12 protein-coding genes are annotated in these 15,961 nt (G+C 49.9%); 9 read left to right on the plus strand and 3 right to left on the minus strand.

What is annotated here, in order from left to right; translation table 11 throughout:
* Positions 1-17: 17 nt before the first annotated feature.
* From relA to eno, 4 genes are all read left to right on the plus strand, one after another.
* Complete coding sequence (gene relA, locus SK36_RS02315; protein ID WP_045446871.1) at positions 18-2,252, plus strand: GTP diphosphokinase; 2,235 nt, start codon at positions 18-20, stop codon at positions 2,250-2,252.
* A gap of 117 nt (positions 2,253-2,369) precedes the next feature.
* Positions 2,370-3,161 (plus strand): nucleoside triphosphate pyrophosphohydrolase, encoded by a 792-nt coding sequence (gene mazG / locus SK36_RS02320; protein ID WP_048220657.1) that lies wholly within the window; start codon positions 2,370-2,372, stop codon positions 3,159-3,161.
* Between the two features lie 224 nt (positions 3,162-3,385).
* Positions 3,386-5,023 (plus strand): glutamine hydrolyzing CTP synthase, encoded by a 1,638-nt coding sequence (gene pyrG, locus SK36_RS02325; RefSeq protein ID WP_045446865.1) that lies wholly within the window; start codon positions 3,386-3,388, stop codon positions 5,021-5,023.
* A gap of 87 nt (positions 5,024-5,110) precedes the next feature.
* Positions 5,111-6,409, plus strand: a complete 1,299-nt coding sequence (gene eno / locus SK36_RS02330) for a phosphopyruvate hydratase (protein ID WP_045446862.1) — start codon at positions 5,111-5,113, stop codon at positions 6,407-6,409.
* A 54-nt stretch (positions 6,410-6,463) separates the two neighbouring features.
* On the opposite strand, the gene SK36_RS02335 is transcribed toward eno, so the two are convergent.
* Entirely contained in the window at positions 6,464-7,288 is an 825-nt protein-coding gene (locus SK36_RS02335) for a MurR/RpiR family transcriptional regulator (protein ID WP_045446859.1), read from the minus strand.
* A 165-nt stretch (positions 7,289-7,453) separates the two neighbouring features.
* Here SK36_RS02335 and SK36_RS02340 point away from each other — a divergent pair, with 165 nt between their 5' ends.
* The 3 genes from SK36_RS02340 to queE all read left to right on the plus strand — a co-directional run bounded on the left by SK36_RS02340 (position 7,454) and on the right by queE (position 10,442).
* On the plus strand, positions 7,454-9,010 hold the full coding sequence (locus SK36_RS02340) for a PTS transporter subunit EIIC (RefSeq protein WP_045446856.1): 1,557 nt from the start codon (positions 7,454-7,456) through the stop codon (positions 9,008-9,010).
* Entirely contained in the window at positions 9,010-9,699 is a 690-nt protein-coding gene (locus SK36_RS02345; RefSeq protein ID WP_048220658.1) for an N-acetylmannosamine-6-phosphate 2-epimerase, read from the plus strand. The genes SK36_RS02340 and SK36_RS02345 overlap by 1 nt, the downstream gene beginning before the upstream one ends.
* 71 nt (positions 9,700-9,770) lie before the next feature.
* Entirely contained in the window at positions 9,771-10,442 is a 672-nt protein-coding gene (queE, locus tag SK36_RS02350) for a 7-carboxy-7-deazaguanine synthase QueE (protein WP_045446849.1), read from the plus strand.
* A gap of 87 nt (positions 10,443-10,529) precedes the next feature.
* Here the strand turns inward: queE and SK36_RS02355 are convergent, their stop codons facing one another.
* Together SK36_RS02355 and SK36_RS02360 are read right to left on the minus strand one after the other, a co-directional pair.
* Entirely contained in the window at positions 10,530-12,008 is a 1,479-nt protein-coding gene (locus SK36_RS02355; protein ID WP_048220659.1) for an FGGY-family carbohydrate kinase, read from the minus strand.
* 26 nt (positions 12,009-12,034) lie between these two features.
* A complete protein-coding gene (locus SK36_RS02360; protein WP_048220660.1) occupies positions 12,035-13,333 on the minus strand; it encodes an MFS transporter in 1,299 nt (432 codons plus the stop codon).
* 318 nt (positions 13,334-13,651) lie between these two features.
* On the opposite strand from SK36_RS02360, the gene SK36_RS02365 reads away from it, so the two are divergent.
* Both SK36_RS02365 and SK36_RS02370 read left to right on the plus strand, forming a co-directional pair.
* Positions 13,652-14,437: an SDR family oxidoreductase gene (locus tag SK36_RS02365; RefSeq protein ID WP_016154226.1), complete on the plus strand. Its 786-nt coding sequence runs from the start codon at positions 13,652-13,654 to the stop codon at positions 14,435-14,437.
* Between the two features lie 63 nt (positions 14,438-14,500).
* A complete protein-coding gene (locus SK36_RS02370; RefSeq protein ID WP_045446839.1) occupies positions 14,501-15,955 on the plus strand; it encodes an FAD-binding oxidoreductase in 1,455 nt (484 codons plus the stop codon).
* Positions 15,956-15,961 lie beyond the last annotated feature (6 nt).

Below are 15,961 nucleotides of genomic sequence, written 5' to 3' on the forward strand. Positions count from 1 at the left end.
CCCTTAAGGAGAGGACGATGGTTGCGGTAAGAAGTGCACATATAAATAAAGCTGGTGAGTTTGATCCAAAGAAATGGATCGCGAGTCTCGGGATCTCCAGCCAGCAGTCGTGTGAACGCTTAGCCGAAACCTGGGCGTACTGCCTGCAGCAAACACAGGGGCATCCGGATGCGGATCTGCTGCTGTGGCGTGGTGTGGAAATGGTGGAAATACTCTCTATGTTGAGTATGGATATCGACACACTGCGGGCTGCAATGCTGTTTCCTCTGGCGGATGCCAGCGTGGTTAGCGAAGATACTCTGCGTGAAAGCGTAGGCACGTCTATCGTCAATCTTATCCACGGTGTACGCGATATGGCGGCGATCCGCCAGCTTAAAGCAACGCATACCGACTCAGTCTCATCAGAACAGGTCGATAACGTCCGTCGCATGTTGTTGGCAATGGTGGACGACTTCCGCTGTGTGGTCATCAAACTGGCAGAACGTATTGCGCACCTGCGTGAAGTGAAAGACGCACCGGAAGATGAACGTGTACTGGCGGCAAAAGAGTGCACCAATATCTATGCTCCGCTGGCCAACCGTTTAGGGATCGGGCAGTTAAAATGGGAGCTGGAAGATTACTGCTTCCGCTACCTGCATCCGGAAGAATACAAGCGCATTGCCAAATTGCTGCATGAGCGCCGCATCGATCGCGAACACTACATTGATGAGTTCGTCGGACATTTGCGCTCTGAAATGAAAATTGAAGGCGTTAAAGCGGAAGTGTACGGTCGCCCGAAACATATTTACAGCATCTGGCGCAAAATGCAGAAAAAGCAGTTGGCCTTTGATGAACTGTTCGATGTGCGCGCCGTGCGTATCGTGGCGGAACGTCTGCAGGACTGCTATGCCGCGCTCGGGATTGTTCATACCCACTATCGCCATCTGCCTGATGAGTTTGATGACTACGTCGCGAATCCGAAACCTAACGGTTACCAGTCAATCCATACGGTTGTGCTGGGGCCAGGCGGTAAAACCATTGAAATCCAGATCCGTACCAAACAGATGCACGAAGATGCGGAGCTGGGCGTCGCAGCGCACTGGAAGTACAAAGAGGGCACCGCGTCAGGTGCGGCTCGCTCCGGTCATGAAGATCGGATTGCGTGGCTACGTAAGCTGATCGCCTGGCAGGAAGAGATGGCGGATTCCGGCGAAATGCTGGACGAAGTGCGCAGCCAGGTCTTTGACGATCGGGTTTATGTCTTTACGCCAAAAGGTGATGTCGTGGACTTACCCGCTGGCTCCACGCCGCTTGATTTTGCCTATCACATTCACAGTGATGTGGGACACCGTTGTATTGGTGCCAAAATTGGTGGACGCATCGTGCCGTTTACCTACCAGCTACAAATGGGTGATCAAATTGAAATTATCACCCAGAAGCAGCCAAACCCAAGTCGTGACTGGCTGAACCCTAACCTGGGTTATGTGACTACCAGTCGTGGCCGCTCGAAAATTCATGCCTGGTTCCGTAAACAAGACAGGGACAAGAATATTCTGGCCGGAAGACAGATCCTCGATGACGAACTGGCGCATTTGGGCATTAGTCTGAAAGAGGCTGAAAAACACCTGCTTCCGCGTTACAACTTCAACGAACTTGAGGAACTGCTGGCCGCGATTGGTGGGGGAGATATCCGCCTCAACCAGATGGTGAACTTCCTGCAATCGCAGTTTAATAAGCCGAGTGCAGCCGAACAAGATGCGGCGGCGCTGAAACAGCTTCAGCAGAAAACGCATGCGCCGCAAAGCCGTCGTAAAGATGATGGTCGAGTCGTGGTTGAAGGGGTTGGAAACCTGATGCATCACATCGCTCGCTGCTGCCAGCCGATCCCTGGCGATGAGATCGTTGGATTTATCACCCAGGGGCGTGGTATTTCCGTACACCGGGCCGATTGCGAACAACTGGTGGAGCTGCGCTCACATGCGCCGGAACGAATTGTCGACGCGGTGTGGGGCGAGAGTTATTCTGCCGGGTATTCGCTGGTTGTCCGTGTTCAGGCCAACGATCGTAGCGGCTTATTGCGCGATATCACTACCATTCTGGCTAACGAGAAGGTGAACGTGCTGGGTGTTGCCAGCCGTAGTGATACTAAACAGCAGCTTGCTACTATCGATATGACCATCGAAATTTATAACCTGCAGGTGCTCGGGCGCGTACTCGGCAAGCTCAATCAGGTACCCGATGTGATCGACGCGCGTCGTTTACACGGTGGATAATTTTTCTTCGTAGGCCTGATAAGACGCAATGGCGTCACTATCAGGCATCATGAAAGCGCCGGATGGCGACGTAAGTCTTATCCGGCCTGTCTATTGAATCGTTTTCAGGATCTTCACATGAATCAAATCGACCGACTGCTCGGTATTATGCAGCGCCTGCGCGACCCGGAAAACGGCTGTCCGTGGGATAAAGAGCAGACTTTCGCCACTATTGCCCCTTACACTCTCGAAGAAACTTATGAAGTTCTCGATGCCATTGCGCGTGAAGACTTCGACGATCTGCGCGGAGAACTGGGCGATCTGCTGTTTCAGGTGGTGTTTTACGCCCAAATGGCGCAGGAAGAAGGACGTTTCAATTTTGATGATATCTGTGCTGCTATCAGCGATAAGCTCGAGCGTCGTCATCCGCATGTATTTGCCGATGTTTCTGCCAGCAACAGTACAGAGGTACTAACCCGCTGGGAGCAAATAAAAAGCGAAGAGCGTGCAGAGAAAGCGCAGCATTCCGCGCTTGATGATATTCCTCGCAGCTTACCAGCATTAATGCGCGCGCAAAAAATCCAGAAACGTTGCTCAAATGTTGGTTTCGACTGGAAGACGCTAGGACCGGTTGTCGATAAGGTTTACGAAGAGATCGACGAAGTGATGTTCGAAGCGAAGCAGGCCGTTGTCGACCAGGCTAAACTGGAGGAGGAAATGGGGGATTTGCTGTTTGCGACGGTCAATATGGCGCGTCATTTAGGCACTAAAGCAGAGACTGCATTACAAAAAGCCAACGAGAAATTTGAACGACGTTTTCGTGAAGTTGAACGAATTGTTGCTGAACGAGGTCTGGAAATGACTGGAGTTGATCTGGAAACTATGGAAGAAGTCTGGCAACAGGTAAAACGCCAGGAAATTGATCTCTAAAGGATTTCGTCGGTCAAGGGCGATTTGTGTGATTTTTTAAATAACAAGCGATTGATTTACGTCAAAAACATTTACCCCAAAGGGGCTATTTTCTCACTCCCGATGTTAATGTGAGCCTGGTGAAGAGGAGGAATAATGAAAGTTTGTGGCGCTCGTCATGTTCGGGTATACTACTTTCCCGTCTTGGTTATTCCATCGTTTCACCCTAACTTCTCAGGTCCAGCATGACAACGAACTATATTTTTGTGACCGGCGGGGTCGTATCCTCTCTGGGTAAAGGCATTGCCGCAGCCTCCCTGGCAGCTATTCTTGAGGCACGTGGCCTCAACGTGACCATGATGAAACTGGATCCGTATATCAACGTTGATCCAGGTACTATGAGTCCAATCCAACACGGGGAAGTGTTCGTTACTGAAGACGGCGCTGAAACCGACCTGGACCTGGGTCACTACGAGCGTTTCATTCGTACCAAAATGACTCGCCGCAATAACTTCACTACCGGGCGTATCTACTCCGATGTCCTGCGCAAAGAGCGCCGTGGCGACTATCTGGGCGCAACCGTACAGGTTATTCCACACATCACTAACGCGATTAAAGAGCGCGTCCTTGCCGGTGGCGAAGGTCATGATGTGGTGCTGGTTGAAATCGGTGGTACGGTCGGTGATATCGAATCTCTGCCGTTCCTGGAAGCGATTCGTCAGTTGGCGGTGGATATTGGTCGTGAGCACGCGCTGTTCATGCACCTGACCCTGGTTCCTTATTTGGCGGCGGCAGGTGAAGTCAAAACTAAACCGACTCAGCACTCCGTAAAAGAACTGCTTTCCATCGGTATTCAGCCAGATATTCTGATCTGTCGTTCAGATCGTGCGGTTCCGGCCAACGAACGTGCAAAAATTGCATTGTTCTGTAATGTGCCAGAAAAAGCCGTTATTTCAATGAAAGATGTCGATTCTATTTATAAAATTCCAGGCCTGTTGAAATCTCAGGGGCTGGACGATTATATTTGTAAACGATTCAGCTTGAACTGTCCGGAAGCAAATCTGTCAGAATGGGAACAGGTTATCTACGAAGAAGCTAATCCGGCAGGTGAAGTGACTATCGGTATGGTTGGCAAGTATATTGAACTGCCGGATGCCTATAAGTCAGTGATCGAAGCGCTGAAGCACGGTGGTTTGAAGAATCGTGTCACCGTTAACATCAAGCTGATTGATTCGCAGGATGTCGAAACACGTGGTGTTGAGATCCTGAAAGGTCTCGATGCAATCCTGATCCCTGGCGGCTTCGGCTACCGTGGTGTTGAAGGTAAAATCGCGACAGCGCGCTTTGCGCGTGAGAACAATATTCCTTATCTGGGCATTTGCCTGGGTATGCAGGTTGCGTTGATTGAGTTTGCACGTAACGTAGCGGGGATGGACAACGCCAACTCTACGGAATTTGTGCCAGACTGTAAGTACCCGGTGGTGGCCCTGATTACCGAATGGCGTGATGAAGACGGCAACGTCGAGGTCCGTTCCGAGAAGAGCGATCTGGGTGGCACTATGCGCCTTGGCGCGCAGCAGTGTCAGTTGGACGACGAGAGTCTGGTACGTCAACTGTACGGCACGCCGACAATTGTTGAACGCCATCGTCACCGCTACGAAGTCAACAATATGCTGTTGAAACAAATTGAAGCTGCGGGTCTGCGTGTTGCAGGCCGTTCCGGTGATGATCAGTTGGTCGAGATCATTGAGGTACCGAATCATCCGTGGTTCGTGGCCTGTCAGTTCCACCCGGAATTTACTTCCACGCCGCGTGATGGACACCCGCTGTTCGCAGGCTTTGTGAAAGCCGCTAGTGAACATCAGAAGCGTCAGGCGAAGTAAGAAGTAGAAAAGTTAGAACGGCAATGCACCCACACGGGTGCATTGTTTGTCTGGAGTTTTAGTTTAACTTGTACTGAGGAAAATCTAATGTCCAAAATCGTTAAAATCATCGGTCGTGAAATCATCGACTCCCGTGGTAACCCGACTGTTGAAGCCGAAGTACACCTGGAAGGTGGTTTCGTTGGTATGGCAGCAGCTCCGTCAGGTGCTTCTACTGGTTCCCGCGAAGCACTGGAACTGCGCGATGGCGACAAATCCCGTTTCATGGGTAAAGGCGTAACCAAAGCTGTTGCAGCGGTTAACGGCCCGATTGCTCAGGCTCTGCTGGGTAAAGATGCTAAAGATCAGGCTGGCATCGACAAGATCATGATCGATCTGGACGGTACTGAAAACAAATCTAACTTCGGTGCAAACGCCATCCTGGCTGTGTCCCTGGCTAACGCCAAAGCAGCAGCTGCTGCTAAAGGCCTGCCGCTGTATGCACATATCGCTGAACTGAACGGTACTCCGGGCAAATACTCCATGCCGGTTCCGATGATGAACATCATCAACGGTGGTGAGCACGCTGACAACAACGTCGACATCCAGGAATTCATGATTCAGCCGGTTGGCGCAAAAACTCTGAAAGAAGCCGTACGTATGGGTTCTGAAGTGTTCCACAACCTGGCTAAAGTTCTGAAAGCGAAAGGCATGAACACTGCAGTTGGCGACGAAGGCGGCTACGCGCCGAACCTGGGTTCCAACGCTGAAGCTCTGGCTGTAATCGCTGAAGCTGTTAAAGCCGCTGGTTACGAGCTGGGTAAAGACATCACCCTGGCGATGGACTGCGCAGCATCTGAATTCTACAAAGACGGTAAATACGTTCTGGCTGGCGAAGGCAACAAAGCATTCACCTCCGAAGAATTCACTCACTTCCTGGAAGAACTGACCAAACAGTACCCGATCGTGTCCATCGAAGATGGTCTGGACGAGTCTGACTGGGACGGTTTCGCATACCAGACCAAAGTTCTGGGCGACAAAATCCAGCTGGTTGGTGACGATCTGTTCGTAACTAACACCAAGATCCTGAAAGAAGGCATCGAAAAAGGCATCGTTAACTCCATCCTGATCAAATTCAACCAGATCGGTTCTCTGACCGAAACTCTGGCTGCGATCAAAATGGCGAAAGACGCTGGCTACACTGCTGTCATCTCCCACCGTTCTGGCGAAACTGAAGACGCTACCATCGCTGACCTGGCTGTTGGTACCGCTGCAGGCCAGATCAAAACCGGTTCTATGAGCCGTTCTGACCGCGTTGCTAAATACAACCAGCTGATTCGTATCGAAGAAGCTCTGGGTGAGCAAGCGCCGTACAACGGTCGTAAAGAGATCAAAGGCCAGGCTTAATCCTGTTCTTTAGCTCTTAACGTAAAACCCGCTTCGGCGGGTTTTTTTATGTCTTTAAAGTAGCAGTGGCAGAGTCGCACTGGCGGTTTGCTGACTGACATCGCTGTACTGTTCATCCAAAGCAATAAGTGATGTGGTGAGCAATTCAATTAATAGCATTACGCCCACTTTTGCATTCAGCGCCCCGGCGCTCAGCGGTCCTTCGGGTTTGGCTGCAACCAGTTGGATATCACTCAGAGAAGCCAGCGGACTGCGCGGCGTATTGCTCAGCGACAGTACAGGGACGCCGTGTGTACGCGCAAGTTTAACCACATGCAGCAGATCGCGAGTGGAACCTGAACTGGAAATTGCCACCACCAGCGAGTTTTTGGAAAGCGTTGTGGCATTCATGGCGGCACGATGCATGTCGCTGAACAGTTGTGCGGGCTTGCCAAGGCGCAAAAGTTTATAATGTAGATATTCCCCCAGAATCGCACTGGCCGCCACGCCATAAATCTGTACCGACTGCGCCTGGTGCAGTGCGAGGGCTGCTGCTTCCAGTAATGTTCTGTCGAGTAATTTTGCTGTGTCCTGCAACGCCTGAACGGATTCATTGACCACGTTGTCAATCTCATCGCCGCTGTGTTCTACGGGCTGTCCGTGCTGGAGATCAAGTGCCAGCGCCATCTTAAATTCGTTATATCCCTTACATCCCAGCGTGCGGCACAGGCGCGTGACGCTTGCCTCGCTGGTGTCGCTTTCGCGAGCCAGCTCGGTAATCGTCAGATAGACAACTTTCGCCGGATCGCTCAGCACAAACTCACCCAGCTTCTGTTGTGTCCGGCTATATCCGTCTACACCCTGGCGCAATCTCAGCAGCAGGTTTTCATTTTCTGACATGCAAAATCCTTAATACGTTTCTCTGTCGATAGTGTGGCGGAAAGCTGGGGAGAGATGCCAGACATTTTAAAAAAGTATGATCGACTTCCTGGTTTTTGATGGTAATTTTCATTTATTAAATTAATTATGGTAAAAATTTTCATCAACAATCAGGAGAAATGAAAAATGATGAAAATGTTTAGCGGCGCTTCCTCTGGGGCGTGGTTTGAAAAGGCGCAGCGGTTCGGTAAATCGTTCATGCTGCCGATTGCGATCTTGCCCGCTGCGGGACTGCTGTTGGGCATTGGTGGTGCATTATCGAACCCTAATACGCTGACGGCCTATCCGTTTTTAGATGTCGACTGGTTGCAGGCTATCTTCACTATCATGACCAGCGCGGGTTCCATTGTGTTTGCCAACCTGTCGGTGCTCTTTGCCGTTGGGGTGGCGGTAGGCCTGGCGAAAACGGATAAAGGCACGGCGGGGCTTGCAGCGCTGCTGGCGTTTCTGGTGATGAATGCCACCATCAACGCCTTGCTGATCCTGAACGGGACGCTGGCGCATGAAAACCCGGGGGCTGTTGGTCAGGGGATGACGCTTGGTATCCAGACGCTGGAAACGGGCGTATTTGGTGGTGTGGTGATTGGTCTGGTCACTTGCGCGCTGCACAGTCGCTTTAATAAAGTCTCGCTACCACAGTTTCTGGGTTTCTTTAGCGGCTCGCGCTTTGTGCCGATTATTAGCTCGCTCGCGGCGATTGCCGTGGGTGCCGCTATGACGGTCGTCTGGCCTCATTTCCAGAAACTTATTTTTGGACTGGGTGGCCTTGTGGATGCAACAGGTTACCTGGGTACGCTGCTGTACGGCTTTATTCTGCGTATGCTTGGCCCATTGGGCTTGCATCATATCTTTTATCTGCCGTTCTGGACGACGGCGCTCGGTGGCAGTGAAATCGTTAACGGCCAACTGGTCGAAGGCACGCAGCGTATTTTCTTTGCTCAGCTTGCCGATCCGAACACCCAGCAGTTCTATGTGGGTACCTCACGCTTTATGTCCGGGCGCTTCATCACCATGATGTTCGGCCTGCTTGGAGCATGTCTGGCGATGTATCACACCGCTAAGTCAGAGAACAAAAAAGTTGTCGCCGGTCTGCTGCTGTCAGCCGCCTTGACCTCTTTCCTGACCGGCATCACTGAGCCGATTGAGTTCTCCTTCCTGTTTGTGGCTCCTGTCTTATATGTCATTCACGCCTTCTTCGATGGACTGGCGTTTATGATTGCTCATATTTTACATATCACCATCGGTCAAACCTTCTCGGGTGGACTTATCGATTTCATCCTCTTTGGTGTGTTGCAGGGCGAAGCGAAAACCAACTGGATGTACGTGCCTATGGTGGGTGTGCCGTGGTTCTTCCTGTATTACTTCACCTTCCGCTATTTGATAAATCGCTTTGGCTGGCTGACGCCGGGCCGCGAGAACGCAACATCCGTAGAAAACACACTGCCTCAAAGTGAACGAGCAGCAGCCGTGGTCGCCGGACTTGGGGGCAAAGAGAATCTGGAAGAGGTGGATTGTTGTGCTACGCGTTTACGCGTGACGGTGAAAGATGGCAGCAAAGTTAATGAAGCGGCGCTGAAAGCAACCGGGGCGCGTGGTGTGATTATTCGTGGCAATGGTGTTCAGGTGATCTATGGCCCGCACGTCACCATTATCAAAAATGAAGTTGAAGAGATCTTATCGTAATGAAAACTGTATTAGATTCGCTGAAAGGTAAGTTAATTGTCTCCTGCCAGGCGCTGGAAAATGAACCTCTGCACAGCCCGTTTATCATGTCACGTATGGCGCTGGCGGCAGCGCAGGGTGGGGCGGCTGGTATTCGTGCAAACAGTGTAGCGGACATACGCGCCATTAAAGAGAGCGTCGCACTGCCGATCATTGGGATCATCAAACGCGATTACCCGGGGAGCGAAGTGTTTATCACCGCTACCATGCAGGAGGTGGATGAGTTGATGACCGTTGAGCCAGAGATTATCGCCCTTGATGCAACTGCGCGCCCACGTCCCGGTGGGCAAACGCTGGAAGAGCTGGTTGTGCAGATCCGCGCACGCTACCCATCCGTGTTGTTGATGGCGGATATCTCCAACGTCGACGAAGCCGTCACTGCCGAACGACTGGGTTTTGACTGCGTGGGTACAACTCTTTATGGCTATACGGCAGAGTCTGTCGGGCATGTGTTTGCGGATAATGACTGTGGTTTTTTACGTGAGGTGCTGGCTGCGGTTACTCTGCCGGTGGTGGCGGAGGGGAATGTCGATACCCCTGAACGGGCCGCACAATGCCTGGCATTGGGCGCATACACCGTGGTGGTGGGGGGCGCTATCACCCGTCCACAGCAAATAACGGCACGCTTTGTCACGGCAATCGCGTCGTAAAGCAACGATCGGGCATGATACTTTGGTGGGGATCTGCGATAATTATCGTTTATCCCCATATTGAGAAGACTATGCAGTACCCGATTAACGAGATGTTCCAGACCCTGCAAGGTGAGGGTTACTTTACCGGCGTCCCCGCCATTTTCATTCGTTTACAGGGATGCCCGGTTGGCTGTGCCTGGTGCGATACCAAACACACCTGGGATAAGCTTGAGGATCGGGAAGTCTCCTTATACAGCATCCTTGCGAAAACTAAAGAAAGTGACAAGTGGGGGGCGGCAAGCAGCGAAGATCTGCTGACGGTGATTCAGCGTCAGGGCTATACCGCCCGTCATGTGGTGATCACCGGCGGTGAACCTTGTATCCATGACCTGATGCCACTTACTGATTTGCTGGAAAAGAACGGTTTCAGTTGCCAGATTGAGACCAGTGGCACACATGAAGTGCGCTGCACGCCGAATACCTGGGTGACAGTATCGCCGAAGGTGAATATGCGCGGTGGCTACGACGTGCTGTCACAGGCGCTGGAACGTGCCAATGAAATCAAGCACCCGGTTGGCCGTGTTCGCGATATTGAAGCGTTGGATGAACTGTTGGCAACGTTGACTGATGATAAACCGCGAATCATTGCCTTACAGCCAATCAGTCAGAAGGAAGATGCCACGCGCCTGTGTATTGATACCTGTATTGCACGCAACTGGCGTTTGTCGATGCAAACGCACAAGTATTTGAATATTGCCTGATGGGACTGCGTTTATCCGGCCTACAACGAACAGACTCCTGTAGGTCGGATAAGGCGTTTATGCCGTCATCAGGCATGAAAGGGCAAATTACGCGTTTGACCAACTTTGAATTGAGTCGACATTACCCAGATTACCATGCAGTACTTCATACGATTTTTTCAAAATCACATCAGTGTGTTGTGTTAAATCGCGGAAGATCCCTTTGTTCAGTGCTTCATAGCGCCTGGCATTGTTCTCTATCGGCATGAATACATCTTTAACCCGTACCATTTTTTCAATCGCCGTCTCATAGTTTGGGTACAACCCCAATCCTACCGCTGTGTTAATCGCTGCTCCCAGACTCGCACAGCCGTTAATGGCATTACGTTTTGTGGGGAGGTTGAAAACATCGGCAAAGATCTGCATAAACAGATCGCTGTTTGAACCTCCGCCAGTGACGATGATATGTTTTGCAAAGTGCTCCCTTTCATTGCACATGTTGTCGTAATTGTTTTTCAGCGTCAGCGCAACGCTCTCCAGAATAGAACGGTATATCCATGCGTAATCCATGCTGGAATCAAAGCCGATCATAATTCCACGTTTAAACGGTTCCCAGGGGTTGGTAAGCCAGTCCAGAACGGTCATCAGGCCATTACAGCCTGGCGGTACACAGGCGGCCTTTTTGTTCAGCAAATCTTCTGGTGAAAGATCCTGCGCTTTGGCATCCTGAATCAGTGATTCACCCAACATATCGCGCAGCCAACTGACCGTCCACATGCCTTTGCGGATGCCATAGCCTTCATAAATCAGGATTTCTGGAATTGAAGACATAATAGGCCAGTACGCAACAGGATCTTTTGGCAGCGTTTTGCCATTCATCATCAGAGCAATATAGGTTCCTAATGAGATAACTGCAGTATCGTCGTCCTGCAGTCCGGCACCGAGAGCCTCTACCGGCTTATCGCTGGTAGTGCAAACCACGGGCAACCCGGCAGGGAAGTTTGTTGCCTGTGCGGCTTCTTCAGTAAGATGCCCAAGTATTGTTCCCGGCATTTGAACATCAAACAGCATCTTGCGCGGGATATTAAACTTCTTCAGCACCTCATGATCGTCGCTCCATGCCCATGTTTTGTAATCCACCGGCCACTGACCAAAATAGTTAGCGATATTATCTTTAAATTCGCCTGTTAAACGATGTGAGAGATAACCTGAAAATGAGGTGACATACGCCACATCGGGATTGATGTGCTCATAGGGACGGGTTACACGCGCATCTTGCCAGCTAATCAGCGGTGCGGCAGGTGTTCCGTCTGCTTTCAGTAGAGCACGACAGCAGCGAATAGATCCCAGTCCAATCCCGATAATGTCATTTTTATCTCCCGAAAACTGACTCATCAACTCTCGCCCAGCGAAGCATAAAGAGGTCCACAGATCGTCATCGGGATGCTCTGCCGTATCAGCATCCGGAGTATACATAGGCTGCAACAGCCCTTTGCCCTCGCAAATGACATTCCCTTGCAGATCGTACATCACAACCTTCGTACTCTGACTTCCACCATCAATTCCAATGATGTATTTCTTCGACATTGTCATTCTCCTTTAATTTTCCATCCTCACTCGCCGGAGGTTTCTGCGGCCAGTGATGTCATCTTTTCCGGTGTGCTGTTGGTAATACGGATTTTGCGAGACAGTAAAAAGGTAAAGAATATGACGATGCAAAGCGCCGTCAGTCCCATCAGCCACATGTTGCGATAGGCTTCTGCTGCAGGGAGAGTGTCCTGCCAGTGACCCACGATCGGATAAACAAAAACGTCTGGCAGGAAACCGATAACCGAGCAGATACCCACGGTGGTACCCATAATGTAAGTCGGCGTTCTGGCTTCGCCAGGACAGGCCCAGTAAAGTCCTCGTGAGGCATAACAGGTGAAACCTAACAGCAGGATCAGACCAATCCCCATGACGACGGACTGTGGATTTGAGTTGGTTGCCAGCAATGCAATCAGCGTCACTGCCCCGACAATAGAGAGCAGTCGAATCACGCGTATGGGAGATTTAATTCTGCTGTAAGTAGTAATGATGCCGCCCAAAGGACCACAGATAGCACGAAAAATTTTGTTGATCACAATCCCCATGTAACTCGCAGCGACCAGAGACATGCCATACATTTCGGTCAGATAGTTGGTGGAATAACTGAGGATGGCGTAGATGGTAAACACGCCAAAAATCACCATGCTGCAATACCAGGTGGTACTAATTCGTAACACCGCCAGAATATCGCTGAGCTGGAATGCTTGTTTTTCTTCTTTAGCGGTGTTGATGTGATTGTTACCGTCGCTAACGAAGAACCAGCACAAAATGCCCAGCAGGATATAAACAACGCTGTAAATCAGGATCACGGCTTTCAGACTGTCGCTGTCGTTCGGCGCAAATCGAGAAAAGATCCACATGGTAAAGACTGCCAGTGACATCACGCCGACGCCGCGCAGTCCTTCCATCCAGCCCATTATTTTCCCTTGTTCACTGTGGTCACCCAGCAGAGAAGCGGCTTTAATCGAGACTGACCACAGCATTAAAATGGTTGTTATTGCGAACGCTACCTGAATACAGAGCATGACCCATAGCGGAGGAAAAGTTGCCATTACCAGTCCAAGTAATCCGGTAATGACCATTGCTGAGGTAATCATTTTGCGATGAGAGAACTTATCAGCAATAATGCCGCTGGGAGCATATAGAATAATAGCGGCAATGCCGAAGGTACTCATTATTAGCCCAATTTCGGTATTACTAAATCCCATAAATTTTGCCATTGGGATTTGATATATATAACGTAAATAAGCTAAATCAAAACTGACACCTCCGCTAAAACTAATAATAGCGAGAGTTATCCAACGGCGATATGAATTTTGTTGCATATCGAATCCCTATCTTCAATAGACAAAAAAAAGAGAAAAGTAAGCCGCCTTTTCAGGAGGATTACTTTTCTCAGGTCTCTAGTAATTGCGTTTAGAAATAACATGGAAGAAGTTATTATAGTGTGAGAATAATCACGATTCTTGTTTTTTGCTATAATGGAAAAATGAACTAAACATCTGTGATATTGATCACGTTTGATATTTTATCCCTGTGATAAAACCTTATCCATGTTACCAGAGATAATGAGAAAGGTGACTTCCCTCTTGCAGGGGAAGTTGCCTTTCTTTTTTTTTGCCTAAAAGAATTTGGAGCTAACTATGTCGATCGAATCTCTCAACGCATTCTCAATGAATTTTTTCTCCCTGAAAGGGAAAACGGCAATTGTGACAGGGGGGAACAGCGGGCTGGGCCAGGCCTTTGCGATGGCACTGGCAAAAGCCGGGGCTAACCTGTTTATTCCAAGCTTTGTAAAAGATAATGGTGAGACAAAAGAAATTATTGAAAAACAGGGGGTTGAAGTTGAATTTATGCAGGTGGATATCACCGAAAAAGGTGCGCCACAGAAGATAATCGCCGCCTGCTGCGAGCGTTTTGGGACTGTCGATATTCTGGTGAATAATGCCGGGATTTGTAAGTTGAATAAGGTTCTGGACTTTGGGCGTGCGGACTGGGACCCGATGATTGATGTCAACCTGACAGCAGCATTTGAATTGAGCTACGAAGCCGCAAAAATTATGATTCCACAAAATAGCGGTAAAATTATCAATATTTGCTCCTTGTTTTCTTACCTTGGTGGACAATGGTCTCCGGCTTATTCGGCTACTAAACATGCGCTTGCTGGTTTTACCAAAGCGTATTGCGATGAATTAGGTCAGTATAATATTCAGGTGAACGGTATTGCTCCAGGTTATTATGCAACAGATATTACATTGGCTACACGCAGTAATCCGGAAACGAATCAGCGTGTACTGGATCACATCCCGGCCAATCGTTGGGGTGACACCCAGGATTTAATGGGGGCGGCAATATTTTTGGCCAGCCAGGCTTCTAATTATGTTAACGGTCATTTACTGGTCGTTGATGGTGGTTATTTAGTTCGCTGATACCTGGCAGGTGGTTTCTGTCTTTATTAATTATTCCGTATTAATTATCAGGAAGGAATGGCTATGTCTTTATCTCGCGATGCGATTGTTGACCAGTTAAAGGAAATTGTTGGGGCTGATAGTGTAATTACCGATGAAACCGTATTAAAGAAAAACAGTATTGACCGTTTTCGTAAATATGCGGATATCCACGGCGTTTACACACTACCTATTCCGGCAGCAGTTGTAAAACTCGGTTCGACGGAGCAAGTTTCTCGCGTTCTGCAGTTTATGAATCAGCATAAAATCAATGGGGTGCCGCGCACCGGCGCATCCGCAACTGAGGGGGGCCTGGAAACTGTTGTTAAAGATTCCGTGGTGCTGGATGGTGCCGGGATGAACCAGATCCTGAATATTGATATTGAGAACATGCAGGCTACTGCACAATGCGGCGTACCTCTTGAGATTCTGGAAAATGCGCTGCGTGAAAAGGGGTATACCACCGGGCACTCTCCGCAGTCTAAGCCGTTGGCGCAAATGGGGGGGTTGGTTGCTACTCGTAGCATCGGGCAGTTCTCCACGCTGTACGGCGCGATTGAAGATATGGTGGTGGGGCTGGAAGCTGTGTTGGCGGACGGTACAGTAACCCGTATAAAGAACGTACCGCGTCGTGCTGCGGGGCCTGATATTCGTCACATTATTATCGGTAATGAAGGGGCGCTGTGCTACATCACTGAAGTGACGGTGAAAATCTTCAAATTTACTCCAGAGAACAACCTGTACTACGGCTACGTACTGGATGATATGAAAACCGGCTTCGACATACTGCGTGAAGTGATGGTGGAAGGATACCGTCCCTCCATTGCGCGCCTGTACGATGCAGAGGATGGTACCCAGCACTTTACCCATTTTGCTGATGGAAAATGCGTGTTGATCTTTATGGCGGAGGGTAATCCGCGGCTGGCGCGCGCGACTGGCGAAGGTATTGCAGAGATCGTGGCGCGTTACCCGCAGTGCAAGCGTGTGGACAGTAAGCTTATTGAAAACTGGTTTAATCATCTGAACTGGGGGCCAGAGAAAGTGGCCGCCGAACGTGTGCAGATCCTGAAAACCGGAAACATGGGGTTCACCACGGAAGTCTCCGGTTGCTGGAGTTGCATCCATCAAATCTATGAAAATGTACTCAATCGTATCCGTAATGAGTTTCCGCATGCGGACGATATCACCATGCTGGGTGGTCACTCTTCTCACAGTTATATTAACGGTACCAACATGTACTTTGTTTATGACTACAACGTAGTGGACTGTAAGCCTGAAGAGGAGATTGATAAGTACCATAACCCGCTCAATAAGATCATCTGCGAAGAGACGATCCGTCTGGGCGGTTCAATGGTGCATCATCACGGTATTGGTAAGCACCGCGTTCACTGGAGCAAACTGGAACATGGTAGCGCGTGGCCGCTGATGGAAGGTCTCAAACGTCAGTTTGATCCGAATGGTATTATGAACATGGGAACGATCTATCCGATTGAAAAATAGGCACCA

The sequence above is a fragment of the Citrobacter sp. MGH106 genome, from assembly GCF_001037495.1.
Classification (GTDB): Bacteria; Pseudomonadota; Gammaproteobacteria; order Enterobacterales; family Enterobacteriaceae; genus Citrobacter; species Citrobacter murliniae.